At 49.4% G+C, this 22,070-nt stretch carries 18 protein-coding genes; 1 reads left to right on the top strand and 17 read right to left on the bottom strand.

The features are described from left to right. Positions 1-32: 32 nt before the first annotated feature. The 15 genes from AABJ99_RS01760 to asd all read right to left on the bottom strand — a co-directional run bounded on the left by AABJ99_RS01760 (position 33) and on the right by asd (position 17,927). On the bottom strand, positions 33-464 hold the full coding sequence (locus tag AABJ99_RS01760) for a hypothetical protein (RefSeq protein ID WP_039020621.1): 432 nt from the start codon (positions 462-464) through the stop codon (positions 33-35). A 30-nt stretch (positions 465-494) separates the two neighbouring features. Continuing rightward, complete coding sequence (locus tag AABJ99_RS01755; protein WP_039020622.1) at positions 495-1,547, bottom strand: ankyrin repeat domain-containing protein; 1,053 nt, start codon at positions 1,545-1,547, stop codon at positions 495-497. A gap of 14 nt (positions 1,548-1,561) precedes the next feature. Beyond that, positions 1,562-2,176 carry a hypothetical protein gene (locus tag AABJ99_RS01750; RefSeq protein WP_039020623.1) on the bottom strand — a complete coding sequence of 205 codons (615 nt, stop codon included), beginning with the start codon at positions 2,174-2,176 and terminating at the stop codon, positions 1,562-1,564. 2 nt (positions 2,177-2,178) lie between these two features. Next, positions 2,179-2,946, bottom strand: a complete 768-nt coding sequence (locus AABJ99_RS01745; protein WP_039020624.1) for a hypothetical protein — start codon at positions 2,944-2,946, stop codon at positions 2,179-2,181. Positions 2,947-2,948: 2 nt separating this feature from the next. Further along, the gene (locus AABJ99_RS01740; RefSeq protein ID WP_039020625.1) at positions 2,949-3,659 is read right to left on the bottom strand and encodes a membrane protein; all 711 of its coding nucleotides are present in this window, start codon (positions 3,657-3,659) and stop codon (positions 2,949-2,951) included. Positions 3,660-3,733: 74 nt separating this feature from the next. Beyond that, entirely contained in the window at positions 3,734-4,096 is a 363-nt protein-coding gene (locus AABJ99_RS01735) for a hypothetical protein (RefSeq protein ID WP_039020626.1), read from the bottom strand. A 14-nt stretch (positions 4,097-4,110) separates the two neighbouring features. After that, on the bottom strand, positions 4,111-4,515 hold the full coding sequence (locus AABJ99_RS01730; RefSeq protein ID WP_039020627.1) for a hypothetical protein: 405 nt from the start codon (positions 4,513-4,515) through the stop codon (positions 4,111-4,113). Positions 4,516-4,535: 20 nt separating this feature from the next. Next, the gene (locus tag AABJ99_RS01725; protein WP_039020628.1) at positions 4,536-5,522 is read right to left on the bottom strand and encodes a PstS family phosphate ABC transporter substrate-binding protein; all 987 of its coding nucleotides are present in this window, start codon (positions 5,520-5,522) and stop codon (positions 4,536-4,538) included. Positions 5,523-5,547: 25 nt separating this feature from the next. Then, entirely contained in the window at positions 5,548-7,056 is a 1,509-nt protein-coding gene (locus tag AABJ99_RS01720) for a PstS family phosphate ABC transporter substrate-binding protein (RefSeq protein ID WP_148936335.1), read from the bottom strand. A 126-nt stretch (positions 7,057-7,182) separates the two neighbouring features. After that, positions 7,183-9,630, bottom strand: coding sequence for a glycogen phosphorylase (glgP, locus tag AABJ99_RS01715; RefSeq protein ID WP_000993449.1), 2,448 nt, complete (start codon positions 9,628-9,630; stop codon positions 7,183-7,185). 18 nt (positions 9,631-9,648) lie between these two features. Beyond that, complete coding sequence (gene glgA / locus AABJ99_RS01710) at positions 9,649-11,082, bottom strand: glycogen synthase GlgA (RefSeq protein ID WP_001197646.1); 1,434 nt, start codon at positions 11,080-11,082, stop codon at positions 9,649-9,651. Further along, positions 11,082-12,377: a glucose-1-phosphate adenylyltransferase gene (gene glgC / locus AABJ99_RS01705; protein WP_000253975.1), complete on the bottom strand. Its 1,296-nt coding sequence runs from the start codon at positions 12,375-12,377 to the stop codon at positions 11,082-11,084. Before glgC ends, glgA begins: the two co-directional genes overlap by 1 nt. Before the next feature lie 17 nt (positions 12,378-12,394). Next, complete coding sequence (gene glgX / locus AABJ99_RS01700) at positions 12,395-14,368, bottom strand: glycogen debranching protein GlgX (RefSeq protein ID WP_039020630.1); 1,974 nt, start codon at positions 14,366-14,368, stop codon at positions 12,395-12,397. Further along, positions 14,365-16,551, bottom strand: a complete 2,187-nt coding sequence (gene glgB / locus AABJ99_RS01695; protein ID WP_039020631.1) for a 1,4-alpha-glucan branching enzyme — start codon at positions 16,549-16,551, stop codon at positions 14,365-14,367. Before glgB ends, glgX begins: the two co-directional genes overlap by 4 nt. A 272-nt stretch (positions 16,552-16,823) precedes the next feature. Further along, positions 16,824-17,927, bottom strand: coding sequence for an aspartate-semialdehyde dehydrogenase (gene asd, locus AABJ99_RS01685; RefSeq protein ID WP_000799956.1), 1,104 nt, complete (start codon positions 17,925-17,927; stop codon positions 16,824-16,826). 192 nt (positions 17,928-18,119) lie between these two features. Here asd and yhgN point away from each other — a divergent pair, with 192 nt between their 5' ends. After that, positions 18,120-18,713, top strand: coding sequence for an NAAT family transporter YhgN (yhgN, locus tag AABJ99_RS01680; protein WP_001002544.1), 594 nt, complete (start codon positions 18,120-18,122; stop codon positions 18,711-18,713). A gap of 45 nt (positions 18,714-18,758) precedes the next feature. Here the strand turns inward: yhgN and AABJ99_RS01675 are convergent, their stop codons facing one another. Continuing rightward, entirely contained in the window at positions 18,759-20,054 is a 1,296-nt protein-coding gene (locus AABJ99_RS01675; protein WP_148936333.1) for a DNA-processing protein DprA, read from the bottom strand. Next, a complete protein-coding gene (locus tag AABJ99_RS01670; RefSeq protein WP_039020633.1) occupies positions 19,961-22,057 on the bottom strand; it encodes a RecQ family ATP-dependent DNA helicase in 2,097 nt (698 codons plus the stop codon). Before AABJ99_RS01670 ends, AABJ99_RS01675 begins: the two co-directional genes overlap by 94 nt. Positions 22,058-22,070: the final 13 nt, after the last annotated feature.

The raw sequence follows: 22,070 nt of genomic DNA, 5'->3' as shown, positions 1-22,070 counted from the left end.
ATAATGCCCGGTTGTAAAGTGCAACCGGGCTATCAGGTTGCCAGTTGCTTGAATAACCGAAGCAACTCTTGCCTGTTCTTTTTTAATTTCAGTGTGTCAGGCCATGCTTCATAGAGTGCCAGTTGATATAACGACATATTGGATTCGGTAATCTCTCCTGCAAGCACGGCAATCATAAACTGAAGATGGTGATAATTTATCGCCCATATCCGCTTACCTTTAAATCCACAGACATACCAGAACGTCCAGGCATCCGGTTGACGTGATTGCATTGGCGTCAGCTGGCGATTAAAACCACAGTGCATACAGGTAATTTGCGAGATGGCAAACCTTATTAACGGCCAGCGATAGGTGCCTTTAGTCCCATTTACTATGGTTTTTCCCGTCGCTTTTGCTGCGCATTTTGGGCAAACCACATCATAGTTTTCCTCATGAAATGCGTTTAAAGCGGATAAAGTCGTCATTGTTGTCAATCCCTTCAATCCGCAATTTTGTTAGCGCTTATATTTTACATTATCCAACCTGATGGGCTGTAAATTCGCGGTTACCCAAATAACGCTTAACTCAACCAGACGGTGCGGCTCGCCTTTCTTTTTCTTGAGTAGTGCAATAAGCAAGCGAGTTTCTTCCAACAACTGTTCCGGGAGCGCATTTCCCTGGCTGACATATTCCAGAAAGGCATCTGCCATTTTTTTATAATCGGCATCCCAGTTAATACCGCCATTACCGTCAAGTTCATAAATTATTTTTCCAGCAATACGAATAACTTCTCCCTGCAATGAATTGGCTGCGCCAATACCCGGCACGAGTTGCTGCCATAATGCGGCAAAAATATTCTCTTCTTGTGCATTAATTACAATGGGTGAAACACCGTCATGAACATATCGACGCGGTACAGGTTCAACATCAAAAATCTGGTACAGTCGATCCAGCGCGGCGCTGACTTTATCTACACTTTCCGGATTGTAATCTGCACGTAAAAATTCAAATTTCTCACCAATGCGGGTAACAAACCCACGCATACGTGGCGTTCTTTCCGCCCCAGCGGCCAGCAAAATTTCTGCCAGTTGCACCATTTCTTCAATATTAATAGTCCGACAGACACATAGCGCTGCCTCCAGCGGCGTATGCCGTTCAGCATTCAAGACATCGATCTGTGCCCCCCACTGAATAAGTTTCCTGACGTTTTCCGGTTTATGTGATTTCGCCGCGCTATGCAAGGCCGTTCCTCGATGACGGGAAACGGCGTTTACATCAGCGCCTAACTTAAGCAAAACGTCGACATTCTGCGTCCAACAGTGCGCCCAATTATGCAGCGGCGTTGCACCGTATTCATCTGTTGCAGTAAGATCTGCCCCCTGTTCTACCAGCCATTGAGCCCAACTCTCCGGGCATTGCCAGCATTTTGCCAGTGCGGGTTCTTTACCGTAACCGCCATATGCGTTAACGTCGCAACTCTCAAAGACCGCTTTAAATGCTTCGAAATCCCCAGTCTGGAGAATTTCATCAAAATCTTTGGGTAATTTTTTCTTTTTTGCCTTCGCCATAACGTACTGATTCCTTAAAGTATTCCCTGTAACAATATGAATAACGGCCCCTGAGCTAAAATCGCCAAACTTAAGCACGTTCCCCACTCGCCCCATTTCTGCCTCTGGCTTCTATTTTTGCTGCGCCACTGGCAGTAATATCCCAACGCAAAACCAAGCTGTGCGCTAATCGGGCCGACAAAATCAGTCCACGGCTGCGGCCAGAAAGGGGAAAAATTCAGGGGAAGCCAGACAAACGTCAGAAAGAAATTTCGGATATTTTCCAGCAACGCTGATTTCTCTGGAGAAATATAAAGAATGAAATTTGAGAGAATTAACCAGAAATAGACCGGAGAAAAGACCAGCCAGCAATGCAGTCTGTTTTTTAGTTCAGGAGGCGTTCTGCGGGAGAATTGCCAACCGACGCCACCCATTACACTGAAAAAAAGTGCATATTCAGCCAATAACTCAAGTTGTAATTCCAGAAGAGAAATACGCACGACCAGGAGTGGAAGGGAGAATATCATTTCCGCCAGGAAAGTTAACGTGAATATAAGCATAACTAAGGCAATAACCGTCGGCCATACCAAAAACGGCACGATAACAAAACCGAGAATTACTGGAGGAATATAAAGCCGGAATTTAATCATTTTTATTTTCCTGATGATTCCGATGATGCATCATACATCGCACACAAACACTCATCAATCATCCAGTCGTCTTCCCGGGTCTGGTATTCCATCCACTGTTCTGGCTGTTTTAGCGGATTCTCAATCGCCTGCCGCGCTCGTTCTTTCAGGATGTCTTGATTGTTGACGGCCCAAGTATTGATTTGGGCGGTAATGGCGTTATCGATATCGTCCTGGTTATCTCTGATATAACCTTCACGATACCTGTTCAATAAACAGGCAAGAGAAACGGCCGACCAAAAGCCGGGAACTGAATTAATGGCATCCAGCAATGGCGCAAGGGCGATATCGGCACTGAAAAACATTTCCAGCATGTACTGTAACTCGACAGCCTCATCGCCGGATACCCAATCAACCATAAACTGGCAGGCAAATCGCTGCAAAATTGCCCGTTCATCCGCACGCCATTTCGCTTTATTGGCAAGGTTTATACGGCGTAGAGTAAATACTTCGTGAATATTATCAAAATGCCCCTGTGCAACAAATTCCAGTAAACGCGGCAGAAAATAACGTACCTCATCGCTGTTTTGCGGATCAGGTCCTGGGCTGCTATTCCAGGCGTTGATTAAGGAATAAGGTATGGCTCGTAACGATGTATTCCGTAATGCTTTTTGTTCCTGCTGGCTCAGGCAATATTTACAACAAATCACAAATTGCTGCGGCACCGGATAACGGCGAAAGGTGTGATATATCTGCTCAATTAATGCCTGCATGGCGGGGCTGGGTTGCATAATTACCCCCTCGCCCGCTGGTCGCGTGTAAACGGCTGATAGACAAAACGAGCATTCGCCGCGTTCAGGCGAATAAGGGCGCTACGCGAAAGGGAAAAGCTGGGGCGAATGCAACTATTGCAGTCTCGACAGCTTTCCTCTGCGCAATTTTCCACTGAGTAATGACGCGTGTAGAGTTTCAGTTCGGCCTGCTTATCGCGAAATCCGCGTAAACTGTTATCGTTATGAAATTTCCAGGCATCTTTAAAGACCTGAAAGATATAGACATCCTCAATCCAGGAGTCACATTTTTTAAGCGGGCGCTTTGCTATGATCACCCGCTCATCCGGGTTTAGCATCGCCGTAAATTGTACGGTGACGTCATTTGTCGTGTTCAGGTCACATTGAACATCTGGTACATCACTGATATAGGGGTCAAATCCAAAATCAGCACCACAGACACAAAGACGACTGATCGTGGCGGTATCGAGGGAAAATCCCGGCCATACATTGCTGGACGTTAAGCCAATATTTAATGTGACATTATATCGAAGCAATCCCTCAAGGCCGTCAGCACCGACGAACTTTTCCCCTTCATCCAGGACCTGGTTAATGAGTTGCTGAACAATGCCTTCATCCCAGTATGTCGATTTGCAGTTGGCAATCGTAATATCAACGCCTGTGAAAGGATCAGTACCGGCAAGGCTTGCAAATAATGTATTAACTAATTCCATTTGGTTGTCCTTTAATATTAACTGGTAGTTAAATCTTTTTCTATTATACATTTCATATATATACCAGGTTACTTTTACCCTTTCGTTCTTGTCCAGATGATTTGTTCATCATCACCTATCGTAACTTTATTAATATCTGCTGGCACTATTACACTATAAGAAATCTGACTGGAGCTTCCGTTATCCGTAAACATAGGTAAGGATAAATAAACATGAATATTTATTGTTGAGTCTTTTGTTCTGAATTGCTCTATCTTCCTGACAACCAATGCACTATTACCATGACTTGCGAATACTGTAACTAATACTGAATTGTTACCAATATTATCTTCATACACAGATAAATTATACAGATCATTTTTCTCCAGGGATGTGTCAATAACAGAACACCCCGGCACAGATAAAATAAGGATAATAGCAAATAATCGCTTTAGCATAATTTTTAGCATCTTTATTGAGTAACATTAATATTAACAGAGTCGTTTAACATTGATTTCTCCCTGTTGCCATCATCACTCCAGTCCATTGTTTTATTGATGTTATAATCAGGATAAACAGCGTATGGTGTTGAAACATTTAGCCTGTCCTCAAACGGATTTTTCGCGCTCACTCTCAATAAAACAGAAACTGATAGTCCTCTGACTTTATTCTCTATATCCGGGCAACGAAAAGCATAATATTGGTACAAGTCAAATTCATTTTCTGAATAATACTCAGATAAATTAATCCCGGGGTTAATTTGCTCTCTATCACAAGCTAATGTGTAATGCTGGAAAGGCGGTGAAATACTCTGGTGTGCAGCATTACTCTCAGGAAGAAAGAGTAATCCATTGCTGATAGGTAATAAAATCTTCATATCTGCCCCTGTTTACTTTATTATTTAATATCTGATAACGTTTTATACAGCGGCACATAGCCCACATCCTCTACCAATTGCTGTCCCTGCGGGCTTAAAAACCAGTCGACGAATTTCTGCGTTTCCAGCGTAGGGGTTTCGTGCGTCACCATATAAGCATCAATCATGTACGGATAAGTGCCGTTACGGATATTTTCCTCTGTAGGTGCAACGCCATTTATAGCCAGCAGTTTGATCTGTTTGCGCATTTTGAGCATATTGTCATTCATACGTGTGACGTAATAGTGGAAAGTGTATCCAATAGAAGATGGTGTGTTTTTGTAGTCGGCGACTTCGGTAATTAAACCGCCCATAAGATCGATAACAGTGGATTTTTTGGCTGGCAGCATTGGAGTATCTTGCATAACCAGTCCCTTCATAACCGTTTGGCTTCCAGAATCTTCTGGCCGCTGCCAGACTTTTATACTTTCGTCACCGCCGCCCACTTTATTCCAGCGACTCACTTTACCGCTAAAAATGTCTTTGACCTGCTGTTCGCTAAGTGAATTAACCGGGTTTTTGATATCAACGATAAAGACAAAGGCTTCGCGGGCAAACGCGGTATATTTCAGTTTAACGCCTGCTTCTTCTGCACGTTTTTTCTGTCCTTCCGACGGTTGTGCAACAAAAATAACCGTCGCGGTACCCTTGATCAGACTATCGTAGGCTTCAGCTGTTCGGGTTTGTTGCAAACCATACGCCTGCCAGGCCAGCGAGGTTCGATCCTTATCTTTTGGCTCGGGTACTAATTCATAATACGCGGAGGCATACAGCGGGTATAAGGCTGTAGCGCCGTACACTCTCGGCCATCTTGACCAATCATCGTTGTAACGTAATTCAGGTTGCCCCCGCAGAGACGTCAGTCCATGACTCTCTTCTTCCCTGACGCTGTTATAGTACCCTTCCCGGTCGACACATCCCGCCAGTAAAACCGCACCTAGCAGTAAAACGCCTATGAATTTATTCATCGCGCTGATTCCGTTCTCTCAAAAGTTATTTCATTGTTGTATGCAACGGTACATAACCCACATCTTCCACCAGACTCTGCCCCTGCGGCGTTAAAAACCATTCGACCAGTTTTTGTGTTTCTGACGTAGTATTTTCCCGCGTTACCATAAAGGCATCGACGATATACGGATATTTGCCGTTACGAATATTTTCCGCAGTCGGTGCAATACCGTTAATCGCTACTAATTTGATATTCTTGTCAGCGTTCATTTGTGTTGCGTAATAGCGGAAGGTGTAGCCTATTGAGTTGTTTGTATTACGGTATTCGGCAACAACTTTAATCATTCCCTCCATCATGCTTGCCACTTCGGTTTCCTGCGGCGAGATCATGCGGACATTTTTCATGACCTGCGATTGCATCACTGTCTGGCTGCCAGAGTCTTCCGGGCGTTGCCAGGTCTGGATCTCCTGATCGTTACCGCCAACAGTACGCCAGTTGGTAATTGCGCCACTGAAGATGTCACGCACCTGTTGGTCAGTCAGGGAATTAACCGGGTTATCCGCATTGACGATGAAAACGAATGCTTCACGGGCGAAAGGAGTGTAGTTCAAAGTGACGCCCGATTCCTCTGCGCGTTTTTTCTGCCCACCGGAAGGTTGCGCCACAAAAATAATATCGGCATCACCTTTAACAATCCTGTTATATGCATCGGGGGTACGAGAGTTCTCCAGATATTCCCAGGTGTGGAAATCTTCCGGTATAACGCTCAACGCATAAAAGGCAGAAGCATAAATTGGGTACGCCGCCGTAGCACCATCGAGTCGCGGCCAGTTTTGTGTAAACTGAATTTGCGGTTTACCACGCAGTGGCGTCAGTTGATTATTGAGTTTATCGGGTCGCCAGGCCCAGGTATCAATATTTTCACGCACACCGACGCCGGGATTAATCTGTTTATATAAATAAGCCTGATAACCAGCGATAAAACCAAGCATGAGAAGGATAAACAGGAGGGAATTACGGCAACGTAACCCGTACGTGCCGGTTAAAGGATATCTGGTCGGCCAGCCATACCCCAGCGAAAAACTAATATGCGCACCAACGGGTATAATGACTATCCACCAGAACTCACCTCCGACTAATGAGACTAACAAAACTCCCAGCCAGGGGAGCATAAGCTCTGCCAACCAACCTGCTCCCATTTGGCGAAATTGATAATCTGCCAGATGTAGCGTGATTATCCAGCCAACCAGAGTTAACAGTGCAGGTAAAAGAAAAAAGCATTGCCGCCAGACGGCTATTTCTCTGTTTTCTGGTGCGCTATCACCGGCCCACAAGCGACCAGAGAAAAATAGAATTATCGCCCCCAGCATCAGCATAAAGACGTTGAGTAGAAGATAAATTGTTGGCGTAAAGAGAAAATTGCAAACCTCAAGAATAGCGGCAAGCCCGGCCCCCAGCATGGCAATAACCGCTGCCAAAAATTGCGCCAGTATGGGGATGCCGAAAAAAGTCATTATCAGCGAGGTCAAAATCCATTTTCTGTTTTGCATTATTCTTTCCATTCTTTCTGAATGGCGAAATTATACTCCCCCGAGTCCCCTTGCCCCTCTGGACACTTCTCCGAAATAAAGGCGAAAAAAAACGGGACCGATTTGGCCCCGTTCTATTTTTTAGTGAACTTACAATCTCACTGGATCAATATGCCAGATATGATCAGCGTACTCTTTGATTGTACGGTCTGAAGAGAAGTAGCCCATATTGGCAATGTTCAGCATCGCTTTTGCGGTCCACTCTTCCTGAAGCTCGTAAAGTTCGTCGACTTTATCCTGACAATCGACATAGCTGCGATAATCCGCCAGTACCTGGTAGTGATCGCCGAAGTTGATCAACGAATCAACCAGATCGCGATAGCGCCCCGGATCTTCCGGACTGAATACACCGCTGCCGATTTGCGTCAGCACCTGATGCAGCTCCTCATCTTTCTCGTAGTATTCACGCGGTTTGTAGCCCTGACGACGCAGTTCTTCAACTTCTTCCGCCGTGTTACCAAAGATAAAGATATTGTCAGCACCGACATGATCCAGCATCTCGACGTTCGCACCGTCCAGGGTACCGATAGTCAGCGCACCGTTAAGTGCAAACTTCATATTACTGGTGCCGGAAGCTTCCGTCCCTGCCAGAGAAATCTGTTCAGATAGATCGGCCGCCGGAATGATCAACTGTGCCAGGCTAACGCTGTAGTTCGGGATGAACACGACTTTCAGCTTGTCGCCAATCTGCGGATCGTTGTTGATCACTTTCGCTACGTCATTGATCAAATGGATAATGTGCTTCGCCATGTAATAGGCTGAAGCCGCCTTACCGCCAAAAATATTCACGCGCGGTACCCACTTCGCATCCGGGTCGGCCTTGATGCGGTTATAGCGGGTGATCACGTGCAACACATTCATCAATTGACGTTTGTATTCGTGAATACGTTTGATTTGCACATCGAACAGCGCTTTCGGATTTACCACCACATTCAGCTGCTGGGCGATATACTCCGCCAGACGCTTTTTGTTCTCCAGCTTCGCCTGATGCACCGCGTGATTAACCATTGGGAAATCACAGTGTTGTTGCAGCTCATTAAGCAGGCTAAGGTCGGTGCGCCAGTTACGGCCCAGGTGTTCGTCCAGCACAGCTGAAAGCGATGGGTTCGCTACCGCTAACCAGCGACGCGGGGTCACACCATTGGTGACATTGGTAAAACGTCCAGGGAAGATTTTCGCAAAATCAGCAAACAGCGACTGCACCATCAGGTTAGAGTGTAATTCTGATACACCGTTAACCTTGTGGCTCACCACAACCGCCAGCCAGGCCATACGCACGCGACGACCGTTGGATTCATCAATGATCGACGCCCGTCCCAGCAGGTCGGTATCGTTCGGATACTGTTCCTGTAAGGTTTTCAGGAAATAGTCGTTAATTTCAAAGATGATCTGCAGGTGACGCGGCAGAATTTTACCCAGCATATCAACCGGCCAGGTTTCCAGCGCCTCGCTCATTAGCGTGTGGTTGGTGTAGGAGAAGACCTGACAACACACTTCAAATGCGTCGTCCCAGCTAAATTGATGCTCATCAATCAGCAGACGCATCATCTCAGGAATCGACAACACCGGGTGGGTGTCGTTGAGGTGAATCGCGATTTTATCCGCCAAGTTATCGTAGGTTTTATGCAACTGATAATGGCGACTTAAAATGTCCTGGATGGTCGAAGAAACCAGGAAATATTCCTGACGCAGACGCAGTTCACGCCCGGAGTAGGTGGAGTCGTCCGGATACAGTACGCGGGATACGTTTTCGGAGTGGTTTTTATCTTCCACTGCCGCGAAGTAGTCACCCTGGTTGAATTTACCGAGGTTAATTTCGCTACTGGCTTGCGCACTCCACAAACGCAGCGTGTTGGTCGCGTCGGTGTCGTAACCTGGGATAATCTGATCGTAAGCCACTCCCAGAATCTCTTCGGTTTCGATCCAGCGCGTTTTTTTACCTTCCTGCTGAATGCGACCACCAAAACGGACTTTATAGCGCGTGTTGTGGCGTTTGAATTCCCACGGATTACCGTATTCCAGCCAGTAGTCTGGCGACTCTTTCTGGCTACCGTTAACGATGTTCTGCTTGAACATACCGTAGTCATAACGGATACCGTAACCACGCCCCGGCAACCCTAACGTCGCCAGAGAATCGAGGAAGCAAGCCGCCAGACGTCCCAGACCACCGTTACCGAGGCCCGGGTCATTTTCTTCATCAATCAGCTCTTCGAGATTTAATCCCATCGCTTCCAGTGCGCCCTGTACATCTTCGTAAATTCCTAGCGACAACATGGCGTTGGAAAGCGTACGGCCAATCAAAAATTCCATCGACAGGTAGTAAACCTGACGCGTTTCTTGCGACAACTGGGCACGGTTTGAACGTAACCAGCGCTCCACGAGACGATCGCGCACAGCAAATAATGTTGCGTTCAGCCATTCATGTTTATTGGCGACGACCGGGTCCTTGCCAATCGTAAACATCAGCTTGTAAGCGATAGAATGCTTAAGAGCTTCTACGCTAAGCGTGGGCGATGAATATGTAAACGGAGCATTCATATAGGCGTTTCCTGAAAACTATTTCAAGCGATAGTAAAGCTCACGGTACGACTTCGCCGCGACCTGCCAGCTAAAATCCATTGCCATAGCCTGACGTTGCACAAACCGCCACAGTGAAGGACGGGACCACAGTACAAAAGCACGTCGAATAGCCCGTAACAGCGACCAGGCATTACTATCTTCAAAGACAAACCCACTGGCGACGCCATCTGCAAGGTTCTCAAGAGAACAGTCAGAAACCGTATCAGCAAGCCCACCGGTGCGCCGCACTAATGGCAGCGTACCGTACTTCAATCCATAAAGTTGCGTTAAGCCGCACGGTTCAAAACGGCTGGGCACCAGAATGACGTCCGCGCCGCCCATAATGCGATGCGAAAATGCTTCGTGATAGCCAATCTGAACGCCCACTTGTCCGGGATATTCCGCGGCCGCGGCAAGGAAACCTTCCTGCAGCACCGGATCACCCGCGCCGAGTAGCGCCAGCTGTCCGCCCTGCTCCAGAAGGCCTGGTAAGGCTTCCAGCACCAGGTCGAGACCTTTCTGGCTGGTCAGACGGCTCACCACTGCAAAAAGCGGCACTTTATCGTCAACCTTAAGCCCCATTGCGATTTGTAACTGGCGCTTATTCTCCGCTTTATCTTCCAACGTATCGCGGGTGTAACGCGAGGCCAACAGTAAGTCCGTCTCTGGACTCCAGATTTTTTCATCCACGCCGTTTAGTACGCCGGAAAGACGCCCTTCACGGTGACGCTGCTGCAACAGACCTTCCATACCGTAGGCAAACTGCGGTTCGGTGATCTCGCGAGCGTAGGTCGGGCTGACCGCCGTAATATGATCGGCATAGTACAGACCAGCCTTCAGGAAAGAGATTTGTCCGTTGAATTCCAGCCCATGAATATTAAAGAATGACCATGGCAATTGAATGTCATTCATGTGATGTGCATAAAACATGCCTTGATAGGCCAGGTTGTGCACAGTAAACACCGACTTCGCCGGACGCCCGCGCGCCGCCAGATACGCAGGCGCAAGGCCCGCATGCCAGTCGTGCGCATGCACCACATCAGGGCGCCAGAATGGGTCAAGCCCGCTGGCCATTTCTGCCCCAACCCACCCCAACAGCGCAAAACGCAATACGTTGTCAGTGTAGGCAAATAAGTTGGTATCGTGATACGGGCTTCCCGGACGATCATAGAGATGCGGCGCGTCAATCAGGTAAATGCCAACCCCGTTGTAATGGCCGAACAACAGCGTGATATGCCCTGCGAAGGTATCACGGCGAGATACCACCTGCGCATCGGTTACGCCACGGCGAATATCGGGAAATGCAGGCAACAGTACGCGAGCGTCAACGCCGTCTGCGATTTGTGCTGCGGGTAATGCCCCAATAACATCAGCCAGACCGCCGGTTTTAAGCAGCGGGAACATCTCTGAACATACATGTAAAACCTGCATTATCGCTCCTGTTTATGCCCTAACTTCCGTAGCATTTCGCGCGTTACCAGCACGATGCCTTCTTCTGAACGATAGAAACGACGTGCATCTTCCTCTGCGTTTTCACCAATCACCATGCCTTCCGGAATAACACAAGCACGATCAATGACGCAGCGGCGCAGACGGCACGAGCGACCTACCCATACTTCCGGTAACAATACGGCGGAATCAATGTTGCAGAATGAATTCACGCGAACGCGCGAGAACAGAACGGACTGCACCACCACCGAACCGGAGATCACACAACCGCCGGAAACCAGTGAGTTAAGGGTCATCCCGTGGCTACCGGAGCGATCTTGCACGAATTTCGCTGGCGGTAATGATTCATTGTAGGTGCGAATTGGCCAATTGCGATCGTACATATCCAGTTCCGGCACCACTGATGCCAGATCGAGGTTCGCTTTCCAGTAAGCTTCAAGCGTACCCACATCGCGCCAGTACGGCTCGGCATCCGGGTCGGATTGTACACAAGAGAGCGGGAACGGGTGCGCATAGGCCAGACCGGCTTCGGTGATTTTGGGAATCAAATCTTTACCAAAGTCGTGGCTGGAGTTCTCATCGCGATCGTCTTCTTCCAGCAGTTCATACAGATAGTCTGCGTCAAAGACGTAGATACCCATGCTCGCCAGAGATTTGCTCGGATCGTTCGGCATTGACGGCGGGTTAGCGGGTTTTTCAACGAATTCGATAATTTTATCGTTCTCATCAACCGCCATAACGCCAAATGCGGAGGCTTCTTCAATCGGTACAGGCATACAAGCGACGGTGCAACGTGCGCCTTTTTCGACGTGGTCGATAAGCATACGCGAGTAGTCTTGCTTGTAGATATGGTCGCCCGCCAGGATCACCACATATTCCGCTTTGTAACGGCGAATAATGTCGAGGTTTTGCGTGACCGCATCTGCGGTGCCGCGATACCAGTTTTCCCCTTTCATTCTCTGCTGCGCTGGCAACAGATCGACAAACTCGTTCATTTCTTCATTGAAGAATGACCAGCCGCGCTGAATGTGCTGCACCAGAGTATGGGACTGGTACTGGGTGATCACGCCCATACGACGGATCCCGGAGTTGATGCAGTTAGACAGTGCAAAGTCGATAATGCGGAACTTACCGCCGAAGTGTACGGCCGGTTTTGCTCGCTTATTGGTTAAATCCTTCAGGCGGGTACCACGTCCTCCCGCCAGTATCAGGGCAACAGATTTCAATGGCAGCTGGCGCGCCAACATTAAGTGATCGTTCTTCTCTAAACTAACCATGACTAACTCCTTTTTTATCATCTCTGGAACACACACAATCCGTGTGCAGGTCCCTGCCAGACAGCCGTAATCACTGGATTATCCTCTCCAGCGAATGGGGGAATGGCGTGCCACTCCCCAGCAGGTAAAACAATCTCTGTTACCTCAAGCGTGGCGTTAATTGCGATCAAAAAGCGATCCGAGAGCAGAATTTGCAGCTGTTTCGGCCCGTTTTGCCACTCATCCGTGCTTAAAGGTTGAGCATATCGATTTAGCCAACGGACATTGCCGTCGCCTTCTTCCCACCAGCGATTCTCCACCAAAGCGGGAATGCGCTTGCGCAGATGGATTAACGCGGCGGTAAATGCGGTTAAACCACTGCTTGCCTGCGACCAGTCCAACCAGGTTAATTGATTATCCTGACAGTAGGCATTGTTATTGCCATGCTGGCTATGACCATGTTCGTCACCGGCCAGTAACATCGGCGTACCCTGGGAGAGCAACAACGTTGTTAACAGGGCGTGAATGCTGTCGCGCCGCCGTTCAACCAGGTCAAGAGTACCGCCTAATCCTTCTTTACCATGATTGTTACTGTAATTGTTGTTGGTCCCGTCGCGATTTTCTTCTCCGTTTGCTTCATTGTGTTTATGGTTGAAGCAAACGCAGTCGCGAAGCGTAAAACCGTCATGCGCGGTGACGAGATTAATCGCGGCACTCGGCAGACGACCATTACGTTTAAAAACATCGCTGGAGGCAGCAAAACGCCCGGCAAACGCCCCCAGAGGCAAATCATAATGCAGCCAGAAACGACGGGCAGCATCGCGGAAATGATCGTTCCACTCAGCAAACAGTGGCGGGAAATTTCCCACCTGATAACCACCAGGCGCAATATCCCACGGTTCGGCAATTAACTTCACCTGCGAGAGCACCGGGCAGTTCTGAATTGCGGTAAACAACGGAGCATCCTGACGGAACTCAGGCGTACGGCCCATGACTGCCGCCAGATCAAAACGGAAACCATCGACGTGGAAGGTTTCTACCCAATAACGCAGGCAGGCGCTGGCATAATCCACCACCGCCGGATGACTCAAATTAAGCGTGTTGCCACAGCCTGTCCAATTGTGATAATCACCGTCTTCTCTTATCCAATAATAGCTACGGTTGTCGATCCCACGCAGAGAGAATAACGGACCGTCGAGGTCCAGTTCCGCACTATGGTTAAGCACGATATCAAGAATGACTTCGATACCCGCTTTATGCAGTGCTTTGATTGCATCGCGAAACTCATTCAGCGCCGTTTCTGGCGAGCAGGCATACGCCGGATGCAGCGCAAACATCGCTACCGGGTTATAGCCCCAGTAGTTACTTAACCCCATACGTTGCAGGCGTGGTTCGCTGGCAAATTGTGCCACCGGCAGCAACTCCAGCGCAGTAATGCCCAACTGTTTCAAATAGTTGATCATCACCGGATGCCCCAGGGCTTTATAAGTGCCGCGGATATCGACGGGGATCTCCGGGTGCAGATACGTTAATCCTTTGACATGGGCTTCATAAATGATAGTGCTGCCCCACGGCGTGCGCGGCGGGGCATCATCCTCCCAGTCATAGTGATCAACCACCACTACACATTTCGGCGCAATGGCGGCGTTGTCGCGATAGTCAGGTTCATTATGACCTGCGTGCAGCAGCGGGTTATCTTTAAACTCCCCGTCAATTTGCCGCGCGCAAGGATCAATCAACAACTTCGCCGGGTTAAAGCGATGTCCCTCGGCGGGTCGCCAGGGGCCATGAACGCGATAACCATAACGCAAACCCGGACGCGCATCCGGCAGATAACCGTGCCAAATGTCGCCACTGTGCCCTGGCAAGTCATAGCGATGTTCCTGGCCATTGGCGTCAAAGATACACAGTTCTACCCGCTCGGCATGAGCGGAGAAAAGTGTGAAGTTGACGCCCTGACCGTCGTAATGCGCGCCGAGGGGGGCGGGTTTGCCAATGGCGAGTTGTGTCATTCTGCCTCCCGAACCAGCCAGATAGTGGCCAGCGGTGGTAGTGTCAGGCTTAGTGAATGCTGACGACCGTGGCTGGCAATCTCATCGCTGTGTACCGTGCCGCCATTGCCTGCATTACTGCCGTGATAGTGCATGGAATCGGTATTGAGGATCTCACGCCATTTACCCGGCTGGTTAATGCCGAAGCGATAATCATGACGCGGCACCGGAGTAAAGTTACTGGCAACGATGATTTCATTCCCGGCTTTGTCGCGGCGAACAAAGATCAGCACCGAGCGTTCTTTGTCATCCACCACCAGCCATTCAAAGCCATACGGGTCAAAATCCAGTTCATGCATTGCTTTATGGTGGCGGTAGGTGTGGTTCAGATCGCGCACCAGACGCTGGACACCGTGGTGCCAGTTATCGCCGCCTTCCAGCAGATGCCAGTCGAGGCTGGCGTCATGGTTCCACTCGCGGCCCTGGGCAAATTCGTTCCCCATGAACAGCAGTTTCTTGCCCGGGAATGCCCACATCCAGCCATAGTACGCGCGCAGGTTAGCGAATTTCTGCCATGCGTCGCCTGGCATCCGGTCGAGAATCGATTTTTTACCGTGGACCACTTCATCATGCGACAACGGCAGGACGAAGTTTTCAGTGTAGTTGTAGAGCATCCCAAAGGTGAGCTTACCGTGATGATACTGACGATAAACCGGGTCGAGCTTCATGTAGTCCAGGGTGTCATGCATCCAGCCTAGGTTCCACTTGTACCAGAAGCCCAGACCGCCCATGTCCTGCGGACGAGAAACGCCAGGGAAATCGGTAGACTCCTCAGCCATTGTCACCGCACCGGAAACCTGCTCACCAAGAATACGGTTGGTATTACGCAAGAATTCAATCGCTTCAAGATTCTCGCGCCCGCCAAATTCGTTCGGGATCCACTCCCCCTCTTTACGGCTGTAGTCGCGATAAATCATTGATGCCACAGCATCGACGCGCAGCGCATCAATACCAAAACGTTCGATCCAGTAAAGTGCATTACCGACAAGGAAGTTACTGACTTCACGGCGACCATAGTTGTAGATCAGCGTATTCCAGTCCTGATGATAGCCTTCGCGCGGATCGCTGTGTTCATACAAGTTCGTGCCATCAAATTCGGCAAGCGCAAAGTCATCGGTCGGGAAGTGGCCTGGTACCCAGTCGAGAATCACGTTCAGACCAGCTGCGTGTGCGGCATCAATGAAATAACGGAAGTCGTCGCGGGTACCAAAACGGCGGGTCGGCGCATACAGGCCGGTTGGCTGATAACCCCAACTACCATCGAACGGATGCTCGTTAATGGGCAGCAGTTCGAGGTGGGTAAAGCCCATCCATTTAGCATAAGGCACCAGTTGATCGGCCAGCTCGCGATAGCTCAACCAGAAATTGTTGTCGGTGTGGCGACGCCAGGAGCCCAGGTGAACTTCATAAATAGAGATTGGCGCATCAAACTGATTCGCCTTTTTGCGCTCTTCAGTCTGCACAACCTTTTCCGGCAGCCCGCAAATAAGAGACGCGGTTTCCGGGCGCATTTGCGCTTCGAAAGCATAAGGGTCGGACTTCAGACGCAAGTTGCCATTGGCATCAATCATCTCGTATTTATAGAGCTGACCGTTATGCGCCCCAGGGATAAACAGTTCCCAGATGCCGCTCTCTTTACGCAGGCGCATCGGGTGACGGCGACCGTCCCAGTAGTTGAATTGACCGACTACCGAGACCCGGCGGGCGTTTGGAGCCCAGACAGAAAAACGCGTACCCGTGACGCCATCCATAGTATCTGCATGCGCGCCTAAGGTTTCATATGGGCGCAGATGCGTACCTTCAGATAATAGCCAGGCATCCATTTCCTGGATTAGCGGACCAAAACGGTAAGGATCATCAATCAGGTTTTGCTGACCATGCCAGACAACAGCCAACTGATAGCGGAAAAAATTCTTACGCCGCGGAATGACGCCGCTAAAGAATCCACGTGAGTCGAGACACTCCAGTTTTGCGAGTTTGCGCCCGGTTTTCGGTTCAATCACCCACACATCGGTAGCGTCGGGTAAAAGGGCACGGACTTCCAGTCCCGCGGTGGTTTTATGCATTCCCAGTACAGAAAAAGGATCCGCAAAATGGCCTGCAATTAGCGCGTTAATCACGTCTCTATCGATACGATCGGACATGCTTGTCTTCCTGTTTTATTGTGTCACCCCATCCAACTGAATTTTTGACTTCTGGTTGTGACATTTTTTTGACCTGAACGGCGCAGCACTCTGTGCATCCTCTCTGCGTCGTCCTCACTTCAGGTAAGGCTGTAAATACTCTTGTATTCCGCCACCCTTAAAGAATAGCCAATGCTCTATTTAACTCCCGGTAAATCATGAAACATCTGCGCTTACTCCTGTATTACGCACTAACAGGGGCGGCAACGCGCCCCAGATTTAATGAATAAAGATTACGCCAGTTGACGAAGCATCCGACGCAGCGGCTCCGCGGCCCCCCACAGCAGCTGGTCGCCCACGGTAAAGGCTGACAGGAACTCCGGCCCCATATTCAGCTTACGCAGACGGCCTACCGGCGTGGTCAGCGTGCCGGTAACGGCAGCTGGGGTTAGCTCACGCATAGTGATTTCCCGATCGTTCGGAACGACTTTCGCCCACGGGTTGTGCGCAGCCAGCAGTTCTTCCACGGTCGGAATAGACACATCTTTTTTCAATTTAATAGTGAATGCCTGGCTGTGGCAGCGCAATGCCCCGACACGCACACATAAACCATCTACCGGAATTACGGAAGATGTGTTGAGGATCTTGTTGGTTTCCGCCTGCCCTTTCCACTCTTCGCGGCTCTGACCGTTATCGAGCTGTTTGTCGATCCACGGAATCAGGCTACCCGCCAGCGGCACGCCAAAGTTATCCACCGGCAGCTCACCGCTACGGGTTAAGGTTGTGACTTTGCGTTCGATATCGAGAATAGCAGAGGACGGGGTCGCGAGTTCATCTGCCACATGGCCATACAGATGGCCCATCTGGGTTAATAACTCACGCATATGTCGCGCACCACCGCCGGAAGCGGCCTGGTAGGTTGCAACGGACACCCAATCAACAAGATCATTGGCGAATAAACCACCCAACGACATCAACATCAGGCTTACGGTACAGTTACCGCCAACAAAAGTCCTGATGCCATTATTTAATCCGTCGGTAATAACGTCCTGATTGACGGGGTCAAGAATGATGATGGCGTCATCTTTCATGCGCAGAGATGATGCTGCGTCAATCCAGTAACCTTGCCATCCGCTTTCACGAAGCTTTGGATAGATTTCGTTGGTATAATCGCCGCCCTGACAGGTCACAATGATATCGAGGGCCTTTAGCGCCTCCAGATCAAAGGCATCCTGAAGTGTGCCAGTGGTTCCGCCAAAAGACGGCGCAGCCTGGCCAAGCTGAGAAGTAGAAAAGAAGACAGGGCGAATGGCGTCGAAGTCGCGCTCTTCAACCATGCGTTGCATGAGAACGGAGCCGACCATACCGCGCCAGCCGATAAAACCAACATTTTTCATAAGCGTTTTTTTCCTGCAAAGATGTGTGCTGTATAAATGTGCCGGTCTCCTCGTGGCACATCTTTCACCATACAAAAAGCAGCCAAAGTCGCAAGTGAAATTAATCAATGATAGCGAAGCCATCAGTAATGCGACTTATCCTGCTTTGTTAGCACGCAGAAAGTCCGCGGCAATTATCAGGGAATTTGAGTTATGAATGAAATCATTTCTGCAGCAGTTTTATTGATCCTGATTATGGATCCGCTCGGAAACCTACCTATTTTCATGTCCGTACTGAAACATACTGAACCGAAAAGACGGCGGGCAATCATGGTGCGAGAGTTGCTTATTGCTCTCCTGGTGATGCTGGTGTTCCTGTTTGCGGGTGAGAAAATTCTGGCATTTCTTAGCCTGCGGGCAGAAACCGTCTCCATTTCTGGCGGCATCATTCTGTTTCTGATCGCCATTAAGATGATTTTCCCCAGTGCTTCAGGAAATAGCAGCGGGCTTCCGGCAGGTGAAGAGCCGTTTATCGTGCCGTTGGCAATTCCGTTAGTCGCCGGGCCGACTATTCTCGCCACGCTGATGTTGTTGTCTCATCAGTACCCGAATCAGATGGGACATCTGGTAATTGCTCTGCTGCTGGCCTGGGGTGGCACCTTTGTCATCCTGCTACAGTCTTCGCTATTTTTACGTCTGCTGGGCGAGAAAGGGGTGAATGCACTTGAACGCCTGATGGGATTGATTCTGGTGATGATGGCAACCCAGATGTTCCTCGACGGTATTCGAATGTGGATGAAGGGATAAGGTTCAAACAGGTGCTGCACACAACCAGACGCGGCACCTGTTTTATTACCTGAACTGATAATGAACTTCGCCCAATCGAATAACCCTTCCCTCTTCTTCTGCGCGGTTCAGCCACACACGAATTTGTTCGATGGTTAAACCAGTACAAGACGCCAGCCTTTCAATACTTATCGATTCCTTTGCAAGGATCGCCAGTTCTGCCACAAAGAGTTGATAAAAATCGACAGGCGTATGCGCGAGCATTACTGCGTAATTTGTGTCATCTTCATGCAGCGAAAACAGTTCTGGTTGAGCGTTACGGAGTGCTTTGTCATAAATCAGCCCAGTAACGTCTGGCAGTCTGAACGTCACATTCTCAGCCTGTTCAGTACTCCATGACGCCCCATTTTCTACTAATCGTGAATTGGCTGATTGCATATCCTGATTTGGTTTAACCTGCACAGGCAGCCACTGATGTTTTAATGCTTCCATCGCCCCGGTTATCGTTCCACCGGTCATTCCCGCACGTACAACCATTGCGCTTTCAGCAAGGCAATAAATATATTTATTCCGCGCCATCGCATTGCCGACAGTGAAACTAACCTCTGGGTAAAACGGCGAAATCAACACCAGGTTGCCTGCTATAAGCCCTTCACGCCATTTCACTAACGTGCTCGTTTTTAACAAGCTATCAGCTAATACGCCAACGGCAGTTCCCCCGGCCTCCAGTGCCGACGCCATTGCACATTCATCAATACCTCGCGCACCACCAGAGATAACGCAAATCCCCTGTTGGGCCAGTTTCGCTGCCAGTTGTTGGGTATAGCGCAAATCGTCAGTCGGAGCATCTCGCGAGCCAACAATCGCCATACCTTCCGCTTGCAGTAATGCTTTATTCCCGCAGCCAAATAAAACGGGAGGTGCATCCGTTCGCAATCGGTTTTTCAAGCGAACGGGATAATCGGCATCTCCGCGGGTTAAGATCCATAAACCGGCGCGTTGCCACTTATCTACCGCCAACGCCAGACTATGACCACGCGCCAGCAAGCCAAGAATACGCTCCTGAGAAATACGCGGATCGCTCCAGCCTGTAAGTTTCTCTTGCGGTTGCGGCACCAGAAGATCGGCGGGACTAATACGTTGGTGCTTCAGCCATAATGCAAACTTCCCCCATTCACTATTACTAAGAGGTTTATACTCACTCGCCGCCGCGCGAGAAAAATCGCTGGTTAGCAGGAGAGTTGCTTGTGCATTGGCTGAAAGATTCATCAATTTTTTACCGAGGTAGAAGCAAGGGCAAGAGGATAAACCGTCGGGCAACCTGCCTGGCGTAACAGTGCTGTCAGAACTGTCAGCGTCCATGCAGAATCCACGATATCGTCAACCAGCAACGCCGGACCTGGCATCAAAGGAGGGGTAATCACAAACGCCCCGTCGAGATTTTGACACTGGTGAAAACGGTTTTGCTGCATTTTCTGCGGTGGATTGTCCACGACTTTTTCAATGGCATCAATAAAAGGTAAGCCAAGTTTCGCCGCCAGTCGCCGGGCAAAATCAGGAACCAGGTCGAGGTGCCTTAATGAAGGAACGCAGCATACCCAGGTTGGTTCAGGATGCGGATTCCAGCGTTGGCGAACCATTTCCGCACATGCCTCCACCAGCTCATCACTGAAGCGCCCCGTTTTTTTCTCCTGTGCTACCTGCTTTCCCCACCCAGAATCTCCCCAACGAGAAAGGATTCGCCCCGTAGATCCTTGTAAACCCGCAGGCAAGTTCCCTTTAAATCCGTATTGCGTAAAAGCCCCAGCTGCCACCTGCTTATTGAGATTTAATGGCAGGTCAGCGTGTTTAATAAATAAGTTTGCCGCATGGAGTAAGCCGCTATCAATGTCGGGCGACAACAACGGATGCTGAAGACAACTGCTACATTTACCACAACGTTCGGCACTTGGCTCATCGAGTGCGCGGCGCAGAAATTGCATTTTGCACTCCTTGGTCGTGATATAGCTTTCAACGTCTGCCAGCTCACTTTTTCTCTGATTCATCAAATGGTTAATTCGTTCATGGTCAGGAGAAAAACTGACAATTGTTCTGCGCCATAATTTCTCGGTATACACCACAGGCGATGGATTTTCAGCTACCAATAATTTCAGTGCTTTTTCTATTTGCCCATAACGGAGATTCGTCCGTTGTTCAATGCCTCGTAAGGTAAGACCGTCATTCACGCTAAGTACGTTGAGTATTTCATGAATTTGCGCCTCCGCAGGAAAGGCGCTTTCACGGAAGAATTTATGAATAGCGAGGTCTTCACCACCACAAAGCAATATGCCAACTGCGGAATCTATAGCACGCCCGGCACGCCCCACCTGTTGATAGTAACCGACAATAGACCCCGGCATCTGGTAATGAATAACAAACCCCAAATCCGGTTTGTCAAAGCCCATTCCCAGCGCCGTCGTCGCGACCAGAACTTTAATTTTATTTGCCAGCAACGCCTGCTCCAGATATTCCCTGGCAGTATTAGAATCTTCCGCGCCTTCACAAGTCACGCCGCTGTAGTAAGCAAATGCACTGATACCATTTTTCCTTAACCACTCGGCGACAAGTTCGGCATCGCGAGTAGTGAGGGTATAAACAATTCCCGATTTGGAAAACTGAGGGATAACCGTTGCTAACCATGCCAGACGGGATGACTGTTCACCTAAGACTAAGGCATCAAGCGCCAAACTTTCGCGAGCCAGCGTTCCACGCTGAATCACAATGTCACCCAATTGCTGACGGATATCCTCAACGACACGGTTATTCGCTGTCGCGGTTGTACCCAGAACAGGGGTATTCGCAGGCAGTTGGCGCAAAATATCCAATATACGTCGGTAATCCGGGCGAAAATCGTGGCCCCAATCAGAGATGCAGTGCGCCTCGTCGACCACAAGCAAACCAATACGATCGGCTATAGGATATAAAACCGTTTCGATAAAGTCCTGGTTTGCCAAACGTTCCGGGGAAACCAGTAAGCAATCGACCGCACCTTGCAGCAACTTATCGCTAATGCGCTGCCATTCTTCCCTGTTTGTAGAATTCAACGTTTCAGCCGTAATACCTAACCGTTCAGCGGCGGCAACCTGGTTACGCATCAGGGCAAGCAAAGGAGAGATGATAATTGTCGGGCCAGCGCCGCGATCGCGGAAGATTTTACTGGCGATGAAGTACACGGCACTTTTCCCCCAGCCAGTGCGTTGGACAACCAGCAGTTTTCGCCGTTGGTTCACCACCGCGTCTATGGCTTCCCATTGCCCTTCCCTGAAAGTAGCGGTGGTATTTCCTAACATCCGCTGTAAAAGCAATTCAGCTCCGTGCTTTTCCATCTTTATCTCCTGC

Source organism: Escherichia coli (assembly GCF_036503815.1).
Lineage (GTDB): Bacteria > Pseudomonadota > Gammaproteobacteria > Enterobacterales > Enterobacteriaceae > Escherichia > Escherichia coli_F.
This window is presented reverse-complemented; position numbering and strand designations above follow the sequence as displayed.

Coding starts and splice junctions, on each gene's coding strand:
- AABJ99_RS01675 (WP_148936333.1), bottom strand. CDS start 20,054: ATGGACGCTGACAGTTCTGACAGCACTGTTACGCCAGGCAGGTTGCCC.
- AABJ99_RS01730 (WP_039020627.1), bottom strand. CDS start 4,515: ATGAAGATTTTATTACCTATCAGCAATGGATTACTCTTTCTTCCTGAG.
- AABJ99_RS01755 (WP_039020622.1), bottom strand. CDS start 1,547: ATGGCGAAGGCAAAAAAGAAAAAATTACCCAAAGATTTTGATGAAATT.
- glgB (WP_039020631.1), bottom strand. CDS start 16,551: ATGTCCGATCGTATCGATAGAGACGTGATTAACGCGCTAATTGCAGGC.
- glgC (WP_000253975.1), bottom strand. CDS start 12,377: ATGGTTAGTTTAGAGAAGAACGATCACTTAATGTTGGCGCGCCAGCTG.
- AABJ99_RS01670 (WP_039020633.1), bottom strand. CDS start 22,057: ATGGAAAAGCACGGAGCTGAATTGCTTTTACAGCGGATGTTAGGAAAT.
- AABJ99_RS01760 (WP_039020621.1), bottom strand. CDS start 464: ATGACGACTTTATCCGCTTTAAACGCATTTCATGAGGAAAACTATGAT.
- AABJ99_RS01750 (WP_039020623.1), bottom strand. CDS start 2,176: ATGATTAAATTCCGGCTTTATATTCCTCCAGTAATTCTCGGTTTTGTT.
- AABJ99_RS01725 (WP_039020628.1), bottom strand. CDS start 5,522: ATGAATAAATTCATAGGCGTTTTACTGCTAGGTGCGGTTTTACTGGCG.
- glgX (WP_039020630.1), bottom strand. CDS start 14,368: ATGACACAACTCGCCATTGGCAAACCCGCCCCCCTCGGCGCGCATTAC.
- AABJ99_RS01735 (WP_039020626.1), bottom strand. CDS start 4,096: ATGCTAAAGCGATTATTTGCTATTATCCTTATTTTATCTGTGCCGGGG.
- AABJ99_RS01740 (WP_039020625.1), bottom strand. CDS start 3,659: ATGGAATTAGTTAATACATTATTTGCAAGCCTTGCCGGTACTGATCCT.
- asd (WP_000799956.1), bottom strand. CDS start 17,927: ATGAAAAATGTTGGTTTTATCGGCTGGCGCGGTATGGTCGGCTCCGTT.
- AABJ99_RS01745 (WP_039020624.1), bottom strand. CDS start 2,946: ATGCAACCCAGCCCCGCCATGCAGGCATTAATTGAGCAGATATATCAC.
- glgA (WP_001197646.1), bottom strand. CDS start 11,082: ATGCAGGTTTTACATGTATGTTCAGAGATGTTCCCGCTGCTTAAAACC.
- glgP (WP_000993449.1), bottom strand. CDS start 9,630: ATGAATGCTCCGTTTACATATTCATCGCCCACGCTTAGCGTAGAAGCT.
- yhgN (WP_001002544.1), top strand. CDS start 18,120: ATGAATGAAATCATTTCTGCAGCAGTTTTATTGATCCTGATTATGGAT.